Source organism: Gilliamella sp. W8128 (assembly GCF_016100545.1).
Classification (GTDB): Bacteria; Pseudomonadota; Gammaproteobacteria; order Enterobacterales; family Orbaceae; genus Gilliamella; species Gilliamella apis.
Map to the genome: position 1 here is coordinate 1 of NZ_JACFSE010000010.1, position 22882 is coordinate 22882.

Annotated in this window: 16 protein-coding genes, 1 pseudogene and 1 CRISPR repeat array; of the genes and pseudogenes, 15 read left to right on the forward strand and 2 right to left on the reverse strand. The window is 36.7% G+C overall.

Translation table 11 applies throughout. The features are described from left to right. The 11 genes and pseudogenes from H3U97_RS10415 to H3U97_RS10465 form a co-directional block, all read left to right on the forward strand. Window positions 1-1157 (forward strand): annotated as a pseudogene (locus H3U97_RS10415) (hypothetical protein); the annotation flags it as partial. A gap of 516 nt (window positions 1158-1673) precedes the next feature. Then, a CRISPR array of direct repeats spans window positions 1674-1882; the repeat unit is 28 nt; unit sequence GTTCACTGCCGTATAGGTAGTTTAGAAA. Between the two features lie 166 nt (window positions 1883-2048). Beyond that, window positions 2049-2324 (forward strand): hypothetical protein, encoded by a 276-nt coding sequence (locus H3U97_RS10420; RefSeq protein ID WP_198198908.1) that lies wholly within the window; start codon window positions 2049-2051, stop codon window positions 2322-2324. 71 nt (window positions 2325-2395) lie between these two features. Then, on the forward strand, window positions 2396-2941 hold the full coding sequence (locus tag H3U97_RS10425) for a hypothetical protein (protein ID WP_065578649.1): 546 nt from the start codon (window positions 2396-2398) through the stop codon (window positions 2939-2941). A 469-nt stretch (window positions 2942-3410) separates the two neighbouring features. Then, window positions 3411-4127, forward strand: coding sequence for an epoxyqueuosine reductase QueH (locus tag H3U97_RS10430; RefSeq protein ID WP_198198909.1), 717 nt, complete (start codon window positions 3411-3413; stop codon window positions 4125-4127). A 188-nt stretch (window positions 4128-4315) separates the two neighbouring features. Next, complete coding sequence (locus H3U97_RS10435) at window positions 4316-8590, forward strand: acyl-CoA dehydratase activase-related protein (protein WP_198198910.1); 4275 nt, start codon at window positions 4316-4318, stop codon at window positions 8588-8590. 21 nt (window positions 8591-8611) lie between these two features. Continuing rightward, window positions 8612-9229 carry a CDP-alcohol phosphatidyltransferase family protein gene (locus tag H3U97_RS10440; protein WP_198198911.1) on the forward strand — a complete coding sequence of 206 codons (618 nt, stop codon included), beginning with the start codon at window positions 8612-8614 and terminating at the stop codon, window positions 9227-9229. 3 nt (window positions 9230-9232) lie between these two features. Continuing rightward, window positions 9233-10990 (forward strand): bifunctional alpha/beta hydrolase/class I SAM-dependent methyltransferase, encoded by a 1758-nt coding sequence (locus tag H3U97_RS10445; protein ID WP_198198912.1) that lies wholly within the window; start codon window positions 9233-9235, stop codon window positions 10988-10990. Window positions 10991-10992: 2 nt separating this feature from the next. After that, complete coding sequence (locus tag H3U97_RS10450; RefSeq protein ID WP_198198913.1) at window positions 10993-12315, forward strand: phosphatase PAP2/dual specificity phosphatase family protein; 1323 nt, start codon at window positions 10993-10995, stop codon at window positions 12313-12315. Next, on the forward strand, window positions 12309-12773 hold the full coding sequence (locus H3U97_RS10455; protein WP_198198914.1) for a hypothetical protein: 465 nt from the start codon (window positions 12309-12311) through the stop codon (window positions 12771-12773). The genes H3U97_RS10450 and H3U97_RS10455 overlap by 7 nt, the downstream gene beginning before the upstream one ends. 35 nt (window positions 12774-12808) lie before the next feature. After that, window positions 12809-13750 (forward strand): phosphatidate cytidylyltransferase, encoded by a 942-nt coding sequence (locus tag H3U97_RS10460; protein ID WP_198191973.1) that lies wholly within the window; start codon window positions 12809-12811, stop codon window positions 13748-13750. 144 nt (window positions 13751-13894) lie between these two features. After that, the gene (locus H3U97_RS10465; RefSeq protein ID WP_065578657.1) at window positions 13895-14158 is read left to right on the forward strand and encodes an HPr family phosphocarrier protein; all 264 of its coding nucleotides are present in this window, start codon (window positions 13895-13897) and stop codon (window positions 14156-14158) included. A gap of 123 nt (window positions 14159-14281) precedes the next feature. On the opposite strand, the gene H3U97_RS10470 is transcribed toward H3U97_RS10465, so the two are convergent. Continuing rightward, the gene (locus H3U97_RS10470) at window positions 14282-15661 is read right to left on the reverse strand and encodes an APC family permease (protein ID WP_198198915.1); all 1380 of its coding nucleotides are present in this window, start codon (window positions 15659-15661) and stop codon (window positions 14282-14284) included. 331 nt (window positions 15662-15992) lie between these two features. Here H3U97_RS10470 and H3U97_RS10475 point away from each other — a divergent pair, with 331 nt between their 5' ends. After that, the gene (locus H3U97_RS10475; RefSeq protein ID WP_086357271.1) at window positions 15993-16427 is read left to right on the forward strand and encodes a PTS sugar transporter subunit IIA; all 435 of its coding nucleotides are present in this window, start codon (window positions 15993-15995) and stop codon (window positions 16425-16427) included. After that, complete coding sequence (locus H3U97_RS10480) at window positions 16420-17826, forward strand: PTS fructose transporter subunit IIC (protein WP_065578660.1); 1407 nt, start codon at window positions 16420-16422, stop codon at window positions 17824-17826. The genes H3U97_RS10475 and H3U97_RS10480 overlap by 8 nt, the downstream gene beginning before the upstream one ends. A 54-nt stretch (window positions 17827-17880) precedes the next feature. Here H3U97_RS10480 and H3U97_RS10485 read toward each other — a convergent pair whose 3' ends face one another. After that, complete coding sequence (locus H3U97_RS10485) at window positions 17881-19563, reverse strand: amidohydrolase (RefSeq protein WP_198198916.1); 1683 nt, start codon at window positions 19561-19563, stop codon at window positions 17881-17883. A 148-nt stretch (window positions 19564-19711) separates the two neighbouring features. Between H3U97_RS10485 and matP the strand changes: the two genes are divergently transcribed. Both matP and topA read left to right on the forward strand, forming a co-directional pair. Beyond that, a complete protein-coding gene (matP, locus tag H3U97_RS10490) occupies window positions 19712-20176 on the forward strand; it encodes a macrodomain Ter protein MatP (protein ID WP_065578662.1) in 465 nt (154 codons plus the stop codon). A 29-nt stretch (window positions 20177-20205) separates the two neighbouring features. Continuing rightward, window positions 20206-22806 (forward strand): type I DNA topoisomerase, encoded by a 2601-nt coding sequence (gene topA, locus H3U97_RS10495; protein WP_198198917.1) that lies wholly within the window; start codon window positions 20206-20208, stop codon window positions 22804-22806. The last annotated feature ends 76 nt before the right edge of the window (window positions 22807-22882 follow it).

The following is a 22882-nucleotide window of genomic DNA, read 5'->3' on the forward strand; positions in this document are numbered from 1 at the left end:
TTAATGATATTGGTATGTTAGTACCAAGGGATACTGATTCTATTGCATTAAGTTCACTTATTGGCACACCGTATAATTATTGGGGGGATGATGATGGCGATGGTCAGGGAGTTAATGGTGTCACCGCTACCGGTAGTTTAAGATTATCCATTGTCGATAAAAATGGTCGAACTGTTGCCCGTAATGAAGTGTTGACTATTTGTGACGATAAAGCGCCTTATAAACTAACATTATCTAATACTAACGGTACATTAAAAACACGTTATGGTGTACCTAATGAAAGTCGTTTTACGGCAGGTAATGCCACTTATTATATTAATCCTAAGCAAACGCCAGTGATTTGTGTGGTAAAACCTGATGACGCCTCTAGGGATGGTTTTTCTGATGCTGCCATTTGGGACGACCATCTTAGGGGGTTTCTACCACAGTCAGTTACGCCGTCGTCTTATGGTTTAAACTTCCCAACTACTGGTGCTAATAAGTTGTATTTTGATTTAAAGTTAGGTGGTATTAGTCAGGCCTTATCTTGGGCTCCGGTTTCTCATGGTGGTATTACGGCAACGATGACCAATTCAACAAGTACCAGCGTTCGAGTCACCCTAACTGGTCCTGTTGCTACACGCTCGCAATGGAGTTCACTTAATCCAGGTCAAATCGCCAGACCATCTTTGCCGCAGGTGTTTGAGTTAGTCGGTCGTGATAGAAGAGGTAATGCCGTCATCAAATATGGATTTGAGTTAAAGCAATGGTTTGTTGTTCAAGGTTTTTCTCCTGATTTTAGTAGTAACTATGGATATTACTATTCTAATGTGTCATCTTGGTGTAATAGTCTTGGATACCGTCTCATAAAAGTCAAGGATTATACTAATGTGAATTGTGGTAGTTTGGTTGGATGCCAAAGTGCAACGCCTACGTCACCAGATAATGTTTTCGTACGTCACATTGGTGCAGGGCTCATCGCGGAGTGGGGGTATATGGACTATTACACTGATTCCGGCTTCCGTGCTGTAGGTTCTGTGTATACGTTTTGGACGAGTGATAAGTATGAGCTTGCTAATAACCACTATTTTGTAGTTTCCTGGTGGTCTTCTGGTGCTACCGTGTATATTTCTGATCCGAGTTCCTACAGCAGGTTTGGAATCTGTGTCTATCCTTAGCTATTATTTCTTAGTTCTTAGGTATTGAAGCTAAGGATAAGAAAAATAACGTTAGGGTGATAAAAACGATTTTGTGGTGCGACATTGGCAACGTGCTGACAACTGAGAGAGGTTAGCATGGCAAACAGGGATGTTTGCCAAGGCGGTGCTTTGTCAGGAACAAATCACAGCCGGTGCGTTAAAAGCGAACGAAGGCGGAAGGCAGTCACGCAGTGACCACTTGCGTGGTCGCCGCGGGAGATGGTAAAGAGGGTTCGCGGCAACCCTCTTAACTCGGACGTAATCACCATATAGAAACAACCGTAAAACAACAAACGTCCGAAACTCAAAGAATAAAAAAATTTGAGGAGAGGGGTTTTTGAAACTTAAATTCCTACTTATTGCTAACCCTTTTTTTTAACTTAAAATAAAATAATTAAAAATCAACACTTTGAAAAATGGCTCAAAAAAAGGGTTTTTATTGGTAAAAATGGACTTTGCCTTTTTGCCAACTGCATTTATAGTATACTGGATTCTAGTTCACTGCCGTATAGGTAGTTTAGAAAGATGGTAGTGTTTCTCAATTACGAGATCATCAGTTCACTGCCGTATAGGTAGTTTAGAAAAAAAATGCTCACCGCCAAACCTATAAAATGTCGTTCACTGCCGTATAGGTAGTTTAGAAATCGAGTTACAACTCCTCAAATTGCAGAACACGGTTCACTACCGTGTAGGCGGTTTTTTTATGCCTGTCATACGACCACTCAGCAGATGAAGTAACCAAACTTTTACAAAGAGCTAAAATTATCATTGATGTACAAAAAAGCAACGATAAGCTACGTGAAAATTGTAGGTAAGGATTATTTTAAAGATGATTATGAGAATGGAAATTTGTCTCAATATTGAGTGACCTTGTTTGTTGATTATGAAGCTAAAAATGATTTTGGTGTTGATTTAAAAAACACTTCAATATGTTATTTTTATTCTATTTTAATAAGAAATGATTATTTTATGTTCCCAGATTTTGATAAAATGGCGATCTCAAATAAAATATATAGTTATATTGATTTAATGGCATCAATAGAACATTTTCATTCTTCTTTATTTGATATTGGAAAAATAAGTATTGTCGATAAAATATCGTACCAGATTGATAAAAATAATTTCCTCTATTATGAGAATGATTGAATTAATAACTTTTATTGCACTTGGCTAACAAATTTTATACTATCTATCAAAATTATTTATAGGAGAATGGGGTGAAAAAATTATTATTATTAACGTGTTTAGGTTTTGTTTTCTCTGGTTGTAGTGTTCATCATCAATTTAATGATAGGTTGTCTTATCAATCATTAAAGCAAATAAAATCAGAGATACATATTACTAAAAAACAAAGCTTGGATATAACATGGATTCCTAGTGATTTTACGTCACGAATTGATATACAAGGGGCCTCAGGATTTGTTGGTGGTGGGACTCGTACTAGAATTCCGATTGGAATAGGTCTTTCATCAAGAATTGAAGAAGCAATTAGCACGTACGCAGATTTAAATTCTGGCGGTAGAAAGTTAACATTAATAGTTAATAATGCTAAAACAAAATTCACTTATGGAGTAACGAATATTGATAGTGCGAGCGTAATTTTAAATGTAACATTTGAATTATCAGGCAATAGATGGACTAAAGAATTTTCTACTAAACAGAATGATAGCGGAGTAAAAGATGCAAAAGTTACTTCGGTTATTGAGTATGCGTGGGATCAGATAGCTTTAGACGTGGCTAGAGAAATAGCTACACACTTATAATCAAACCCTCTAAAAGGGTTTTATAACATGTTCCCTATATGCATAGTGATAAACCGGATCCGATATTATTGAGAAATAAATCCAATCCGAGTTCCCTATACATAAAGGGATAAAAATAAAAAAATATTACAAACTGCCTAAGTGTTAGTTTAGAAAGTTAGCGGTGATAATGATATCGTCTGTGACTAGTTCACCGCCGCATAGTTAGTCAAAAAATTCTGTTGAAACACTTTATTAAAAATGTCTAACTCATGATTTAGGCATTTGTCACTTTTTGACTGCTGCAAAATGGTGAAATTGGCATTTAAAAAATTGAGGAACGGGGTTTTTAATCACCGCAAATTTAGCGAAAAAATTAAATGTTAATCCGGAAAAACAAAATTGTAACTTAAACTTGAACGCTTTAGCAGATCGCTATATTATACGCGCGTTAAAATTCATCAATCAGTCTGATACTGAAAGAGTCCCAATGTTAATTAATGCCAAAGATATTCTCGAAAAATTAAATCCACATAATAAAGTAAATTATGATTCAGTTTTGCAAGAGGTGATTGCTGATTGGCAGTTGGCGTCGGCGCGACCAAAGTTACTAATTCATAGTTGCTGTGCACCATGTAGTACTTATGTACTGGAGTATTTGGCGCAGTATGCCGATATTACGATTTATTTTGCTAATTCCAATATTCACCCGCGCGTGGAATATGAATATCGCAGTAAGGTTCAGCAGAAGTTTATTGCCGACTTTAATCAAAAAACCGGCAACAATGTACAGTTTTTAGAAGCCCCATACCAACCAGCAGAATTTATTAAGCAGGTCGAGCATCTACGTGATGCACCAGAAGGCGGAGAGCGTTGTCATCTTTGTTATAAGATGCGCTTAGATTTGGCAGCGATTAAAGCACAAGAGTTAGGTTTTGATTATTTCGCTAGTGCTTTAACGCTAAGTCCGAAAAAGAATAGTCAAAAAATTAACCAAATTGGTTTTGAGATTCAAGAGCTTTTTTCGGTAAATTATCTGCCTTCTGATTTCAAAAAGAATAATGGTTATAAGCGTTCTATCGAACTTTGTAAGGAGTACGATGTTTATCGTCAATGTTATTGCGGTTGTATTTTTGCTGCAAAAGCACAAGGGATCGATTTAAAGAATGTTATTGCTACGGCTAAGCAAGGTTTGGCGCAGGATTAGCGCCAATAAGATTTATTTTCTTTAGTTTCTGCTAGTTAAAAAATATCCAAAAATGTCATTTTTCAAACAAATAGATTAAAAATTAGAAAGATTTCGCTATAATAATCCCATAATAAAAATATAGTTATTTAGTAATATTTGTGACCCTATTATAGGTTAAGTCTAATTTTGCAAATGTGAGTTTGTTTATGTCAAAAATGTATAGACTTGGATTGGATGTTGGTTCTACTACTGCAAAATGTGTCGTGCTTGATGAGCAAGATAATTTTGTTTATACCAATTATGTTCGCCATAATACCCATATTGTTCCTACAGTTTTATCACTATTAGATGAAATTAAACAGCAATTGGGTGAAGAGATTGTATTATCGGTCAAGGTGACTGGTTCTGCTGGGATGGGGATTTCGGAAAAAGCCGATATCGCCTTTATTCAAGAGGTAGTTGCCGCATCGGAAGTGGTGCAGCGCAAATATCCAGAGGTTAGAACGTTAATCGATATTGGCGGGGAAGATAGTAAGATGATCTTCTTTTTCCCTGATCGTCCGCCTGATATTCGAATGAATGGTAGTTGTGCTGGAGGCACAGGGGCATTTATCGATCAGATGGCGACCTTGCTTAATACCCCAGTGCAGGAGTTTGATCTGCTGGCAACTCAACATGATAAAGTCTATCCGATTGCTTCACGTTGTGGTGTATTTGCTAAGACTGATGTGCAAAATTTAATTAGCCGAAATGTCTCTAAAGAGAATATTGCCTATTCAGTTTTACATGCCGTTTGTATTCAATTGGTCAATACGTTAGCTCGTGGTTATGATATTGTACCGAAAGTAATGTTGATTGGTGGACCGTTTTCGTTTATTCCTACGTTAGGCAAGGCCGCGTTAGAGACACTAAAGTTAAATGAAGATCAGATAGTTACCACCGAACATCCTACTTTGTTGTCAGCTTGGGGCGCAGCGATTCATGCTATTGAACGTAGTCAACTTACACTCACTGAATTTATTGATAGATTAAATGCCTCAACCAAGATTCAAGTCAATCAGTCTTTTAGGTTAAAACCGCTCTTTAATCAAGCTTTGTCTTTTGATGATTGGCAACAAAAACGCAAATATATTCAAATCCCTCGTCTAGCTTTAAGCGCTTATCAAAAGCAGAAAGCGTATTTGGGAATTGATAGTGGTTCAACTACCACTAAAATTACCTTAATTAGTGAGGATGACGAGCTACTTTTTACTTATTATGCGCCGAATAATGGCCACTCAATTACCGCATTAATTAAAGGTTTAACGGTATTAAAAGATGAGATTGCGGCATCAGGTAAAGAGATTATTATTGCTCGCACTGGCGTTACTGGTTATGGTGAGGAACTGCTAAAAGCCGCTTTTGCCATCGATGATGGTTTAGTCGAAACAATGGCGCATTTTGCTGCCGCTAAACATATTGAGCCTAAGGTCAGTTTTATCATGGATATTGGTGGCCAAGATATGAAAGCCATCTTTATTGCCAATGGCGTGGTAAATCATATTGAGTTAAACGAAGCATGTTCTTCTGGCTGTGGTTCATTTATTGAAACTTTCGCCAAATCCCTTAATTCCAATACCATCGATTTTGCTGACGCAGCGTGTAAATCTAATAACCCTTGTGATTTGGGCACACGCTGTACAGTGTTTATGAACTCAAAAGTGAAACAGGCACTGCGTGAAAACGCAACAATGGGCGATATTTCTGCCGGGCTGGCTTTTTCGGTAATTAAAAATGCCATTCATAAAGTACTGAAATTACATGATATGCGCAAATTGGGCGATCATATTGTGGTGCAAGGCGGGACGTTTAAAAATCCGGCGGTGTTTCGTGCCCTAGAGCAGTTAACCGGCGCACAGATTGCTAGCTCCAATATACCTGAGTTGATGGGGGCTTATGGTGCGGCGTTAGTGGCGAAAAATCACTATCAGCAAGAGCAAACTCCATCACAATTTATTGGATTAGATAATTTACATAAAGCTGAAGATAATAAAGCGAAACCATCACGCTGTAAGGGCTGTGAAAATAAATGCGATATTATGATTTATCGTTTTGCTAATGGTCAGCGTTATTACTCTGGTAATAAATGTGAACGTTTTTTAAGTAATAATCAATATCAAGATAAAAATGCATTTAATATGTTTGATTATAAAAATGCGTTGTTATTTGATCGAACCAATATCCATAATGCTGAATCTAAGCTTAATGTCGGTATTCCTCGGGTGTTAGGACAATATGAAAACTTCCCATTCTGGCACACGTTGTTAACCAATAGTGGTATTAATGTAACGTTATCACCATACTCGACGCATGAGATTTATGAAAAGGGCGCCGGTACAGTAATGTCGGATAGTATCTGTTTTCCTGCCAAATTAGTTCATGGGCATATTATGGAGTTGATCGAGCAAAAGGTTGATCGTATTTTTATGCCGATGGTGGTGTTTGAATCTGATCAGTTTACTAATGCAGTTAATAGCTATAACTGTCCAATTGTCAGTAGCTATGCAGAGGTGGTGAATAGTGCTATCAATCCTAGCCAAAAATATGACGTGCCACTGGATTATCCAGTAATCAATTTCAGTAATCAAAAATTATTGAAAAAGGGCTGTATTAATTATTTAACTTCGCTTGGTATTGCAGAAAAGATAGCTAATCAAGCATTTTCTGATGCATTAGCGGCTCAAGCTGAATATAAGAAATCGCTGTATAATAAGGCGGTTGAAGTACTAAATAATGCTAAACAAACGGGGCGTTATGTATTTATTTTGGCAGGTCGTCCTTATCATAGTGATAGTTTAATTAATCATAAAACACCAGAGATTTTAAATGCGCTTGGTTGCGATGTAATAACCGAAGATTCAGTGTTAGGTGCGATCAGTCAATTATCGCCCGAACTACAAATTTGCTCACAATGGAGTTATCCAAATCGCTTATATGCAGCAGCTAGTTTTGTTGCTGAACAACCAAAAAATATTCAGTTTGTACAACTTAATTCGTTTGGTTGTGGGCCTGATGCGATTGTTACCGATGAGTGTAAGGCGATTTTAGAGTCGAAAGGTAAGACATGTACAATAATTCGAGTCGATGAGATCACCGCAACAGGTTCGGTGCGATTGCGTTTACGTTCGATTATTGAGTCAATCCGTATGAATCACCAACAACCGTTAAAAGTTGTTGAGCGTAAAAAGACGGCTATTTTTGCTAAACAAGATAAACAGAGAAGGACTATTTTAGCACCTTATATCTCCGATTTTTATTCACCATTATTACCGCCGATTTTTGAGTTGTCAGGTTATAAACTTGAAACCTTGCCAAAACCAGATAAAAGTTCGGTTGAGTGGGGACTTAAATACTGTAATAACGAGATATGCTATCCAGCGACCATTATTGTTGGTGATATTATTAAAGCGCTTAATTCGGGTAAATATCAACGTGATGAAGTGGCTATAGGCATTACTCAAACGGGTGGCCAGTGTCGAGCGAGTAGTTATCTTTCTTTGATTAAGAAGGCAATGATTAGTAATGGTTTCGAAGATATTCCTATCGTGTCGCTCAGTACCGGTAATATTAATGAAATTGAGCAACCAGGTTTTAGAATTAATTGGCTAAAAACTTTACCAACGACGTTTTTTGCGATGTTATTTACTGATTCGATTTCGAAGATGTTTTACTCGATTGCGCCTAGAGCCAAATTTAAACAACAAGCTAACCAAGCGAAAGATCTTTATATTAGAAAATTACAACAACTTATCAATCAACATAAAGGTAAAAAGGCGATCTTTGCGCTGTTGAAAGAGGCGGTCGATCATTTTAATCAAATCGAGACATTGAATAAAGATTGCCCACAAATTGGTATTGTTGGTGAAATTTATGTTAAATATAACAGTTTTGGTAATCAACATAGTGTTGATTGGCTAGTCGATCAGGGTATTGAACCTGTTATTCCGCCAATGATTGAGTTTTTTGCGCAATGTTTTGTTAACTATGATAGTAATGTCGATAATTATATTGTTAACAAGAGTTTCGTCGCTTATTTTGTGCACTTTTTTGAAAAGGTGGCACAAAAGTATATTGATAAAACTAATCAGATTTTATCTGGCTTTAAACATTATCAACCATTTCATAATATTCGTGATATGGCGAAAAAAGCAGAGGAAATTTTGAATTTGGCCAATCAATATGGCGAGGGTTGGTTAATTCCTGCAGGAATTATGACCTTTGCTGAGCATGGTATTAATAATGTTATTAGTTTGCAACCGTTTGGCTGTATTGCTAATCATGTTGTTTCTAAAGGGGTTGAGAAGCGGATGCGCGATCTTAATCCAAAACTGAATCTGCTCTATTTGGATTTTGATGATGGTGCAGGTGAGGTCAATGTACTTAACCGTTTGCATTTTATGGTAAGTTCATTAAAGTATGCTCAACTACAACGAATTGTATAATTACCTATTAAGGGACGATCTGTGTTTTCTATTTATCAATTAAAATCGCGCTTTCAAGCACTGCTTCGTCCTTATGTGAATTCGCTTTATTATTCACGAATAACTGCTAATCAAGTTACGTTAGCTGCTTGTGCTGGGTCGATATTGGTTGCTTTATTAGTTGGCTTTTTTGCCGATCATCAATGGTTATTTTTGTTAATACCCATATGGATGTTTATCCGGATGGCTCTTAATGCTATTGATGGTATGTTAGCCAGAGAATTTCGTCAGAAATCCAATTTAGGTGCCTATTTAAATGAGATTTGTGATGTGATTTCCGATTGTGCTCTGCTGTTAATCTTTACTCAAATAAATCAAGTTAATACCAATTTAATGATATTAGTGATCTTATTATCATTTCTAACCGAATACGCGGGTGTACTCGGTGTGATGATTGGTAGCTCTCGACGTTATGATGGACCTATGGGGAAAAGCGATCGAGCTTTAGCTTTTAGCCTAATTAGTTTAGGCATTGCAACCTATCTATTGCCGCTTGAATGGCTAAATGTTCTATTGTGGTTTATCTCCTTTTTGCTACTAATTACGGTGATTAATAGAGTGAAAAAAGGATTGCAAGAAGCAAAAAATAATAAGGAATAATTAATGCGTGAACAGCAGCAAAACACATTTATTAGTCATGATGGCTGTCAATTATTTTATCGTTATTGGCCAGCAGTCGATAGTGATACTAAAACAGCTTCAAAAGCAATTGTACTTTTTCATCGTGGCCATGAACATTCTGGACGCATTGCCCATTTAGCCGAAGAGCTGGAATTACCTGATTTCCATATTTTTGCTTGGGATGCACGAGGAAATGGCCAATCTGATGGTCAACGTGGTGATGCGGTAAATTTTGCTACTCTGATAAAAGATGCCAACTGTTTTATAGAGCATATCATTAAAGAATATGCGATTGATATGCAAGATATTGCTATTATCGCTCAAAGTGTTGGTGCAGTAATTGCTGCTGGTTGGGTGCATGATTATGTACCGAATATTCGCGCTTTAGTTTTAGGTGCTCCAGCTTTTAGCGTTAAATTATATGTGCCATTAGCGGTGCCTGGACTTAAGTTATTATATAACTTGAAGGGCAATTTCTTTGTAAATAGTTATGTTAAACCGAACTTGTTAACCCATGATGGCAGTCGAGCAGACTCTTTTAATAAAGATCCTTTAATTACTAAACCTATTTCGGTTAGATTACTGCTTGATTTGTATGCGGTAGCGGATCGAATTGTTAAGGATGCCAATGCTATCACTGTCCCTACTCAGTTATTAGTTTCTGGTTGTGATTTTGTGGTGCGACGAAAACCTCAACAGGCGTTTTATGATAATTTAGGAACCAATCAAAAAGAGTTTCATATCCTCCCAAAATTTTATCATGATACCTTTGGTGAAAAAGATCGTTATATGGCAATTGATAGAGCAAGGCGATTTATTCAAGGCTGTTTTGCGAATCAACCCGATGTTCCAACGTTAACCAATGCCGATCGGGTTGGTTATACTCGATCTGAATCCGATAAGTTAGCTTTACCGCCTTCTGGTTGGCTTAAACCATGGTATTGGAAGTTAGTTAAAGCGACCTTGAAATATGCGAGTAATCTGTCGGATGGAATTAAACTAGGCTTTGAAACCGGTTTTGATTCAGGTAGTACACTTGATTATGTCTATCGAAATGAACCGTCTGGAACCTCTAAACTAGGGCGTTTTTTTGATTATCTCTATTTACAATCTATTGGTTGGCGAGGGATTCGGCAACGAAAAATTCATCTTGAACAACTCTTAAAGCAAGCTATTGAACAGTTACAACAACAATTTACTGAAGTAAATATTGTTGATATAGCCGCAGGGCATGGTCGATATATTTTAGAAACCATTAGTCAAATCGCTAATAAACCTAATTCGGTGTTGTTGCGGGATTATAGTGATATTAATATCCGTGATGGACAAGCACTAATTGCGCAACAAGGGTTAAGTGATATTGTCCGTTTTGAAAAAGGCGATGCCTTTAGTCGTGACGAACTTTCACAATTATCACCTAAACCTAATTTAGCGGTAGTATCAGGATTGTATGAATTATTTGGTGATAATCAACTGTTACAGCAATCTTTATCTGGCTTGGCTGATGTAATTCCACAAGGGGGGTATTTACTTTATACCAATCAACCTTGGCATCCGCAATTAGAATTTATTGCTAGAGCGTTAACTTCACATCGAGAAGGGCAACCGTGGATCATGCGACGCCGAACACAGATCGAGATGGATCAGTTAGTTGCTGAAGCAGGTTTTAGTAAAGTGACCATGTTAGTAGACCAGTGGGGGATTTTTACAGTATCACTGGCACAACGAACTTGGCATTGATTATGTTAAAACTCTTTGACCGTCTAAATGTTTATAAATGTTTGTGGTTAGCCGGTTTATCAGTATTCTTTTTTGCTAGCTATAATTTTGCTAACTGGTTAACTTCGCAACGTCAAGATGTGCCAAGTCTATTTTTTAGTTGGGAATATTCTATTCCACTTTGGTCATGGACGATTGTGCCTTATTGGTCTATCGATCTGATGTATGGTCTTGCTATTTTATTGCCAACTTCTTGGCAATCCCTGAAAACTCTTGGTTTGCGACTGTTAACCGCGCAAGTAATTTGTATCATCTGTTTTCTAATTTTTCCGCTTAAGTTCTATTTTGAACGGCCTGCTTTGGATGGATTTTTTGGCTTGATGTTTGATATTTTAATGGGATTTGATAAGCCGTTTAATCAAGCTCCTTCATTACACATCACTTTATTAGTTATTTTGTGGCAGTTTTATGCGCAATATTTTCGGGGGATTGGACGTTATCTATTACATTTTTGGTGTTTGTTAATTGCTCTTTCAGTTTTAACCACTTGGCAGCATCATTTTTTTGATATTCCAACTGGATTATGGGTAGGGTGTTTTTCTATTTGGCTATGGCCAGATAATATGACGACGCCATTAAAACATCGACCATTAACTAAAAATTATACTTGGGCGATGATCTATTTTTGTTTATGCCTACTGTCACTCACTATAGCTATTTATTTTTCTGGCTGGGCACTCTGGTTGTTATGGTTGGCTGGTGCCTGGTTATTGATTGCCGCTAATTATTGGTTGTTTGGCGCATCTGGTTTGCAAAAACAGCAAAATGGTCATTTTAAGTTAGCTGTTTATCTGCTCTATTTGCCATTTTTTGCTATTATGTGGCTCAATTCACGGTTATGGACAATTAAACATCCAACTGATGATTTGATTATTGATGAAGTCTATTTAGGTCGCATTCCATCCTCAAAATCGCTAAATCAAAATCATTTTATATCGGTTGTCGATCTTTGTGCCGAGTTGCCAATTGGATGTTTTAACGGTAACTATAAGCTTATTCCGGTTTTAGATATGACGCCACTTTCACAAAAGGAGTGTCAGCAAGTTGCACAAATTATTGAACAATATCGGCAGCAGGGTAAACTATTAGTCTGTTGTGCTTTAGGTTATTCAAGGAGTGCAACTGCAGTTATTGCATGGTTATTGTGGACTAAAAGAGCTAACACTCTGCAACAGGCGATAGGAATAGTAAAAGAACAGCGGAATTCAATTGTGATTACTCGCCAGCAACAACTGATTTTATCCAATTGGTTGGCTAACTTTAAAGATGAGACAGTGATATGTTGAGTAGTAATAATAGTTGGCAAAATAGTGTAACTAAACTAGATTTAGTAACGTTTTGTTGTTTTTTATCGTTAAGTAAACATATTGATATTTTTTCGATGCTATTAACCATATTAGCTGCTATTGTCGCTTTGTTTCATGTTTCGCTAACATCATTAACTATCTGTTGCCTAATCATTTTTATTCTCGGTTTAATGAGTAAGTATTATGCAATAAGGATAGATTTTGATAGAAAATTGTTTGTATATTTATCTGAGCATGTTGATCATTTGCCAGAAGAGCTATCAGCTATGGATAAAGCATTAGCCAATTTGCAACTAATCAAACCTCATCAATCATCAAGAACGGTCGCTGAACGGCAAAAAGGGATTTTATCCTTGTTTAAAAAGCAGATAATTCTATTTTTATTACAAAATTGTTTAATCGTTTTTATGGTGATTAATGCTATTATCACAAGTTAATAGATTAGAACTACAGCAATATAAGGAGCGCTGAGATGTCCCATTTCCAATATGATACGCTATTATTATTTTTGGGCATCGGCTTGTTTTTGTTAGTGGCAACAATTATTGGTCAATTGTTAAAATATCGTCTTACATCGCCTAATAGTGTTATTGATAATTTAAATACTCGCATCAATGCGTGGTGGGTAATGGTTGCCATTATTGGTGTCGCGTTTTGGTTTGGACAACTGGCAGTAATTTTTTTGTTTTTTGTTATTTCAGCTTTGGCATTGCGAGAGTTTCTTATTTTAACTCCTATCAATCGCTCTGACTTTTTTGCCCTAATCTTTGCTTTTGCAGTTGCTTTACCTGTGCAATATATTTTGGTTGCCTTAGCATGGTATGGTCTATTTAGTATCTTTATTCCGGTTTATGCTTTTTTGTTTCTGGCGATATTTGCCACAATAACTGGTTCAACCACTAATTTTTTGGCGAGAATAGCCGATGTGCAATGGGGATTGATGATTACGGTATATAGTATCTCGTGTGTGCCGGCATTATTAGTATTAGATATCGAAAATTACCAAGGGCGTAATCTATTACTCATTGCTTATTTAGTGTTAATCGTTCAGTTATCTGACGTGTTGCAGTACGTATTTGGTAAATTGTTTGGTAAACATAAAATTAGCCCAAATGTATCACCATCAAAGACGATTGAAGGCTTTATTGGTGGCGTTTTATCTGCTAGTTTTATTGGTGCCTGTATGTGTTGGATCACACCGTTTACTTTTCTGCAATCAGGTCTTATTTCTTTAATGATCACTTTGTTAGGATTTATGGGTGGTCTAGTTATGTCGGCTATTAAACGTGATCGCGGGGTAAAAGATTGGGGCAAACTAATAGGTGGTCACGGTGGAATACTTGATCGTTTTGATTCTATTTGCTTTGCCGCGCCGATATTTTTTCATATCGTAAGGTATTTTTGGTTAGTATAGTTTTTTATGTGATGAAAAATTATATTAAAACTGAAATATAATCAAATAATTTCAAAAATTGATGCTAAAAAAGAGCAAAAAAAGTTAATTTATGATATAAATACATGCATTGTATTAACGTTATATATATGTAAGGACTATAATATGTTAAAAGAGCAAATGGTAGTAAAAAATGCAACTGGTTTACATGCACGACCAGTAACAACTCTGGTTAAATTAGCTGGCCGTTATAAATCATCAATTGAACTTGTTTATAACGATAAAACCATTAAATTAAAAAGCATGATGGGTTTACTTGGTGCTGGCGTTAAAGGTGGTTCAACTGTTGAAATCATTTGTGATGGTGAAGATGAACAAGCAGCAATGGATGAAATCCGTGAATTATTTGCTACAGGCTTTGGTGAATAATTTTAAGCGATTTTAATTTAGCTTATTTTATTTACTGAGAAATGAAAATTCCGTCGACCTTGGTCGACGGAATTGTTTTAAAAGGGCATCAACTAAATACTTTTAAGTAGACCTAATAGATTACTAATCTTTGATGATTGAATCCAATTCTGTATGATCAATAGAAGGCAATGATTTGGTAAAACATCGAGTTAGATAAAGTAAATAACAGAATCCAATTACTAACCAAATTAAACCTACCGTCATCGCTGTCGCTTCAAGACTGGTCCATAGCCATAACGAAAGTAATACGCCAATTGCTGGCATTAATCCATATTTTAAAAGCATTGGTACTGTTTTTTTCGTACCACTTAGGTAGCTTTTGATTACACATAGGTTAACGAAGGTAAAGGCTACTAAGGCGCCAAAACTGATCATCGAAACGACTAAGCTTAAATCAAGTACCAAAGAGAGTAGGGAAAAACAGGAAACAAAAATAATTGATAAATAAGGTGTTCTAAAACGCGGATGAATTTTATAGAAGATCTGTTTTGGTAACACACCTTCACGTCCCATCGCATAAAAGATTCGTGACACACTAGTTTGTGCGGTCATTGTAGAGGCAAATACACCTGTCAAATAAGCGGTTTGGAAGAAATTATACATAAAATCATTTCCGTATTTGCCAAGTATATTGGTTAGATGACTTATGCTATCAACTCTACGCATTACATATAAACTGGCGGTATCTTTATTATCAATAAAATCTGTCCATTGTGGGTAAGCTAAATGCGCACAATATGAGACAATTAAAAATATACAACCAGCAATCAATACGGTGCCGATAATTGCTCTTGGTAAGGTTTTTTTCGCATCATTGGATTCTTCTGCTAATGTTGCTATGGCATCAAAACCTAAGAAGGCAAGACATAATATGGCAGCTCCAGAAAATAAACCACTAAAATCATCGCTTGTGACTGATATTGGTTTTAACATTGTTTCCGGTGTTAAATGAACATTTGTCAATGTTAAAATAATAAACAATACGATGAATAATGCTTGAAAGAAGTTCAAAGTAATATTGGCCCAATTAATTAACTTGATTCCAAGGTAATTTAATACACTTACACCTATAATCGATGCCAATACATATACATAAGCCGGAATACTATCATAGAGTTCATGTAGATAGATCCCTAAAACCAAGTAATTTAATATTGGTAAAAATAGGTAATCAAGAATTTGTGCCCAACCAACTAGGAAACCAGCTTTTCCACCAAAAGTTCGTTGTACATAGGTATAAGCCGAACCAGCAATAGGTAGTTTATTTGCCATTCGGCAATAACTTAATGCTGTGAAAAAGATCATGGCAAGGGTGATGATATAGGCTACAGGTAAGTGTCCATTACTGACAACGGTAACTTCCCCATAAGTGGTAAAGATCCCTAAAGGAACCATATAAGCTAAACCAAATGCAATCAATGCAGGTGTGGTTAAAACTCGTTTCATTTTTATTGCGGACATGATTTAATTTGCTCCTCTGTCCCAAAAAACAATAAAAAACTACTAAGTATAGTTTTGCCTTTTTACCCGCTTAAAGCGGCAGGGAATTCTCCCACATTATTATAATTATGCAAGCTAATTTTTAGTAAAGATCATAAGTCCGCATAATTTGTGAGCTTTTCCTAAATAAAAATTCAAAACAATAGGTTCAATAGTGTATTACTAGGTTGGATTGGTAAATTTATTAGTTGATTAGTTAATTATCCGATTTTATATAAAAAAATTATATTTTTACCTAAAAATCATGTATAAAGATTGTACAGAGTAAAGTGATTAATTAGGAGGATATATTATGGAACCAATTCCCGTTTTACCTGTTGAATTAACAAGTGATGTTATTACGCATAAGTCATCGGTGATTAAATTGATGGCTGAAAAAAGTGAAGTTTATTTAACGGATGTAAATAAATTTTCTGCTGATGTTATGCAACATGAGCAAGAGATGGAAACTGATGTTTTGCCCAATATTGCATTACCGCATTCTAAAAGTGATGCAGTGAAAACACCTTTTATTGTCGTGGCGAAATATAATCAAGGTATAGTCTGGAATAATGCTAATAAAGTTAAGTTAGTGGTGCTGATCGGCGCACCAAAAAATGCTAATAAAGAGCATTTGACTATTATTGCGAAATTGGCGGCTAACTTGGCTGATGACGATTTTATTGAGGTTCTATTAAATAGTGATATTCAAATAGTAGCAGAAAAAATCCGAGGTTTATATGAGTAAAGAATCGATAAAAAATAAAAAGATTGTTGCTATATGTGCTTGTACTGCTGGTATGGCGCACACCTATATTGCTAAACAAAAAATTGAAAATGAAGCTAAAAAGCGAGGATGGGATTGTAAAGTTGAAACCCAAGGTGCAGCTGGAATTGATAATATATTGACTGAGCAAGATCTGAAAAGTGCTGATGTAATTTTATTAGCGACAGATATTTCAATCGATAATGCTGAACGGCTCGAGCCTTTTAAAAATGTGATTAAGGTTAGCACTGGTGAAGCGGTTAAAAATACAGCTAGTATTTTTAATAATGCCGAAGCCTTATCATCCAAAAAAGAAGTGAAGGAGAGTATTGGTAAAGAGATATTTAGATCGTTAAATACTGGTATTAGTAAATTTTTACCTGTCATCATTGCTTCCGGTATTCTTTTTTCAATTGTGTTAATGACTGGGCATGTGAGTGGTGACACCATTCTACCTAGTAATCAGTTCTTTGCCGATTTGCAACAAGTGGCTTTTTACGGCTTTGCAATGATGGTACCAGTGCTTGCGGCGTATATGGCTTACTCTATTGGTGGTAATGCTGCCTTGGCGCCAGCGTTTATTATGGGCTATGTAGTAAATAATCCAATTGGTAGTAATCATGTATCTACCGGTTTTATTGGTGCAATGATTTTTGGTGTCCTTATTGGTTATTTTGTTAAATGGTTCAAAACTGTTAAGGTCCATCCGGTTATTGCTTCGGTTATGCCTGTGATGATCATTCCAACTGTGACATTATTGATCATGGCACCTATCTATATTTATGGTTTGTCCTATCCGCTCGATTGGTTTGTAAAAGCAATGGTGGAAACTTTAAAAGGTATGTCAGAAGTTAACGCGGCATTTTTAGGCATAGGAATCGGTGTGCTGGCTGCACTTGATATGGGTGGACCTTGTAGTAAAGCAGCCACGGCCTTTACGTTAGCCGCTATGGCGGAAGGTGTTTATGGCCCTAATGGTGTGTTCCGTATGTGCTGTGCTATTCCTCCTTTAGGATTAGCAATATCCTCTTTACTGGTATCACGTTCTAAATATACCAAAGAAGAAAAAGAGTTTGGTATTACTGCGTTCTTTTTATCGTTAGCTGGTATTACCGAAGGCGCGATACCATTCGCTGCTAAAGATCCTAAACGAGTTATTCTTGCTATCGTTGTAGGTACAGCCGTTGCGGGTATGCTAGGTATGATTAATGGTATTGATTCTTTAGTTGCATTTGGTGGTTTAGTTGCACTTGGTGGTGTAACCAAAGGTGCAATGTGGTATGTGATTGATATGTTTATCGGAGCGTTTATTATTGCTGCGATTTTACACTTTACTCGAAAACCAGCAGTTGAAGGTGATGTTGTTGTTGATGCTGACTAGTAATAAAAAACTACCCCGATCCATTGGCGGGGTAGTGAATTTGTTTAAGGTTTATTAGGCTTGTTGATAAACCGTTTTGCCACCAACAATTGTGGTTAGTACTTTGACGTTTTGTATATCTGTTGCCGGGATGGTAAAAGGATTACGATCTAAAATAATTACATCAGCAAATTTGCCTTTTTCAATCGAGCCGATATAGTCATCTTGTTTTAATACATAAGCCGCACCAATGGTCGCACAGCGTAGTACTTCAAGAGCCGTTAAATTACGATCACTGTTTAAACGGGGATGTTCTGCATCAATCTGCCTAGTCATAGCTATTTGGAAATCATACCATTCATTAAGCGGATCAATTGGCCAATCACTACCAAAAGCACAAGTTACACCGGCATCAATATATTGGCCATGGGCTTCTAAACCATTATAACGTTCAGCACCAAACAGTGTTTGGTATTGTTCAACCATTGCCGAGCTACAGCCAGCCCATTGGAATGAGAATACCACACTGGCTTTTAATTGTTTATAACGGGCAAATTGATGCATCGCACTAAGTTCATTATGAGCCGTGCTTGGTCGAATATCCGCATTGGGTAGTGCTTTACGCATTTTTTCAATCGCATTAAGCACCACTTCAATAGCTCCTTCGCCAACGGTGTGCATGTGCGGGTGAAAGCCTGCTCGTGATGATTCTAAAATTAATGCATCAAGCATTTCTATCGAATAATAGAGGTCACCATAGCGATCTTTTTCATTTTCTAATTGATATGGTTTTAGCAAACGTGCTGTCATTAACGGCGCTTGCATTACGCCATCAACGAATAATTTGGTATGCGATACTTTAATTCCTGGTTTTGGTTGCCAGTTTTTGTCATTATAACGTTCAGCAAATTGTTTAACACGATCAATAACAGCTGGGATATCTTCAATGCTACCAACATCATCAGGTGGTAATTCTCGAGCACCAAATAATCGGATTGACAGTTGATCTTGTTGTTGTAATTTTAGAAACGCATCGGCTTGGGTTTCTGTTATCCGCGCATCCATTACCGCTGTTACACCTTGCTTATTTAATTCTTCTTGTGTTAATTTAGCAATGTTTACTGCTTGTTCGTCAGTAAGTTTGGAAATACTGTCAAACGCACGCATTGCAGGGGCATCTTCTAATATACCGTTTAAATCACCATCCTCAGTACGCCCAATTTTGCCATCAGATGGTTCAGGTGTATTTCGATCAAGGCCAAATTTTTCTAAAGCAATGCTGTTGGCAACTAGGGTATGACAGTCATTTGAAAATAGAATGATAGGACGCTGAGTATTAAGTTTATCTAGATCGAATCGAGTAATATCTGTACCAATTGGTAAAACTTCTTGGCGTAACCAGCCTCGAACTTGTAACCAACTATTACTATTGTGAACGGAATCATTGTCTAAATATTGTTGAATGATGGCTAACGTATCATCTACAGTTAAACTCTGGTAATTTAGATTACATGAGGATAATTGCATGCCGCCCCAAAATGTATGTAAGTGGGCATCAATAATCCCTGGCATCATGGTTTTACCTTGTAGATCATAGATTACCGTATAATTATCAACATATTGACTGTTATTTATCTCTTGCGTGCTGCCGGTTGCCATAATATAGCCATTTTGAATTGCAATCGCTTCACAAACCGTATCGTGTTGGTCAGCAGTGTAGATGTAACCATTAATATAAATAACATCGGCTTTTGCCATTATTTTTGATTCCTTAAAAAAGATCTAAAGTTAAGGGTGAACGATAGCAGATTTATAAAAAATTTGTCAAATGCAATAATTTTCTTTATTGTGTGTCAAGATTATGTTACAACTAACATATTTAGTTACAGCGTCACAAGGTGAACCGATGAAATACCAGCAGTTAGAAAACCTTGAATGCGGTTGGAAGTGGCACTATTTAGTAAAAAGACATTTGGAAGGGGAGCTTATCACTCGTTATATTGAGAAGAGTGCAGCAGAGCAAGCCGTAAATGAATTATTGTTATTGGAACACAAACCGACTGCGGTTATTGATTGGATTAAGCAGCATTTAAATCCAGATTTAGATAATCGCATGAAGCAAACCATTCGAGCACGACGAAAACGACATTTTAATGCCGAACAGCAAAATACACGTAAAAAGTCTATTGATTTGGAATTTCTTGTCTGGCAACGATTGGCTAATTTAGCTAAGCGCCGAGGATGTACGTTGTCACAAACAATTACGCAACTAATTGAAGATGCTGAGCAAAAAGAGCAATATGCTAGTAAAGTATCGACAATTAAAGATGATTTACTGTCATTACTCGATGATAATCTAGACGGTAAATAACTTAAACTACAGGATAAATAGGTTTAATTATGGGAAAATCCCTTGTTATTGTGGAATCACCAGCCAAAGCAAAAACGATTAATAAATATCTTGGCAAAGATTTCGTAGTTAAATCAAGTGTCGGACATATTCGCGATCTTCCAGTGAGTGGTAGTAGTCAACGCACTGAAAAAATAAGTAAAGATAAAGCCGAGAAAAAAGTTAAACGATCAGAAAAACAAGTGTTAGTCGATCGTATGAGCGTTGATCCTTACAATGGCTGGCAAGCGCATTATGAAATTTTACCTGGCAAAGAACGAGTGGTTGCCGAACTTAAAAAGTTAGCCAAAGATGCCGATATGATTTATCTCGCAACCGACTTGGATAGAGAAGGGGAAGCTATCGCTTGGCATCTAAAAGATGTTATTGGCGGTGATGATAATAAGTATCGTCGAGTTGTATTTAACGAGATCACCAAAACGGCGATTAAAAATGCTTTTAATCATCCAGCTATGTTGGATATGGATCGGGTTAATGCTCAACAAGCAAGACGATTTATGGATCGTGTGGTTGGCTTTATGCTATCACCACTACTTTGGAAAAAAGTCGCGCGTGGCTTATCAGCTGGTCGTGTTCAATCAGTTGCGGTGCGTCTAGTGGTTGAACGTGAGCGAGAAATTCATGCATTTATTCCTGAAGAGTATTGGGATCTTTATGCTGATTTAAAAACCGCTCATCAAGAGCAATTAACTATGCAAGTGACGCATTATAAAAATGATGCGTTTGAACCTAAGGATCGTGTTGCTATTGATATTGCTTTGGATGAATTGAATAAAAGCCAATATCAAGTTACTAATATTGAAGAAAAACCGACTAAAAGTAATCCAACTGCGCCGTTTATTACTTCAACTTTGCAACAAGCGGCAAGTACTCGTTTAGGTTTTGGTGTTAAAAAGACGATGATGTTAGCGCAACGCCTATATGAAGCTGGTTATATTACTTATATGCGTACCGACTCGACTAATTTGAGTCAGGATGCGTTAACTATGGTTCGGGACTACATTGGACAAAACTTCGGCGAGAAGTATTTGCCTAAATCCGCTAACGTTTATAGCAGTAAGAAAAATTCGCAAGAGGCGCATGAGGCAATTCGTCCATCGGACGTGAACATTCTTGCGGATAGTCTTGGCGATGTTGAGGTAGATGCGGCTAAATTATATCAATTAATTTGGCGTCAATTTGTGGCTTGCCAAATGACATCAGCCGAATACAACTCAACAACTATTACAGTTAAAGCGGGTGATTTTACCTTAAAAGCTAAAGGTCGAACCTTACGTTTCGATGGTTGGACAAAAGTGCAACCACAATTAACTAAAAATAATGAAGATAAGCTGTTGCCGGCAGTATCTATGCAAGATATGTTGGAATTAATTGGCTTAGATCCTAATCAACACTTTACTAAGCCTCCTGCGCGTTACAACGAAGCGTCATTGGTTAAGGAACTTGAAAAACGGGAAATTGGTCGTCCTTCGACTTATGCAACGATTATCTCAACTATTCAAGATCGTGGTTATGTACGATTAGATAATCGTCGTTTTTATGCGGAAAAAATTGGCGAAATTGTCACAGATCGTTTAAGTGAAAATTTCAATGACTTAATGAGTTACGATTTTACTGCTCGCATGGAACATGCACTTGATGAAATTGCCAATAAAAAGCAAGAATGGCGTGAAGTTTTAGATCAATTTTTTGATGATTTCAGTCAACATTTGACCATTGCAGAACAAGATCCTGATCGTGGTGGAATGCAACTTAATCCGCTAGTTTTAACGCCGGAAATTAAATGCCCTAATTGTGGCCGTGAAATGGGTATTAAAACTGCCGGCACTGGTGTATTTTTAGCCTGTTCGGGTTATGCATTACCTCCTAAAGAGCGTTGTAAGCAAACAATTAATTTAATTCCAGAATATGAAACCTTGAATATCTTGGAAGAGGCAGAGACAGCCGAAACTGACGCGTTGAGAGCACTTAAGCGTTGTCCTAAATGTCATACGGCTATGGACAGTTATTTGCTCGATAATGAGCGTAAATTACATATTTGTGGTAATAATCCAATCTGTGATGGTTCGTTGGTTGAAAAAGGCACATTTAAGGTAAAAAGCTATGAAGGTCCAATTATTGAATGTGAAAAATGTGGATCAGAAATGCATCTTAAATCAGGCCGTTTTGGACTTTATATGGGATGTACCAATCAAGATTGTAAAAACACTCGTAAGATCTTAAAAAATGGTGATGTAGCGCCACCTAAAGAAGATCCTGTTGATCTGCCTGAGTTAAAATGTACTAAGTCAGATGCACATTTTGTATTACGAGATGGTGCTTCAGGTATCTTTTTAGCTGCACATAATTTTCCGAAATCAAGAGAAACTCGTGCACCACTAATTGAAGAACTGCAACGTTTTAAAGATCGTTTACCGGAAAAATTTATTTATTTAACCGAAGCCCCAAGTCATGATCCAAATGGTAATCCGAGTATTGTTCGCTTTAGTCGTAAAAGTAAACAGCAGTATGTTACTTCGGAAGTCAATGGCAAATCGACTGGCTGGGTAATGCAATACGTTGATGGTAAGTGGGTTAATAGTAAAAAATAGGTAAGAACACCTGATGATTTTGTTTAAAATCGCTTAGGTTTAGGAATCGTTTTAGTATAAAAAGCTGTTTTTTGTT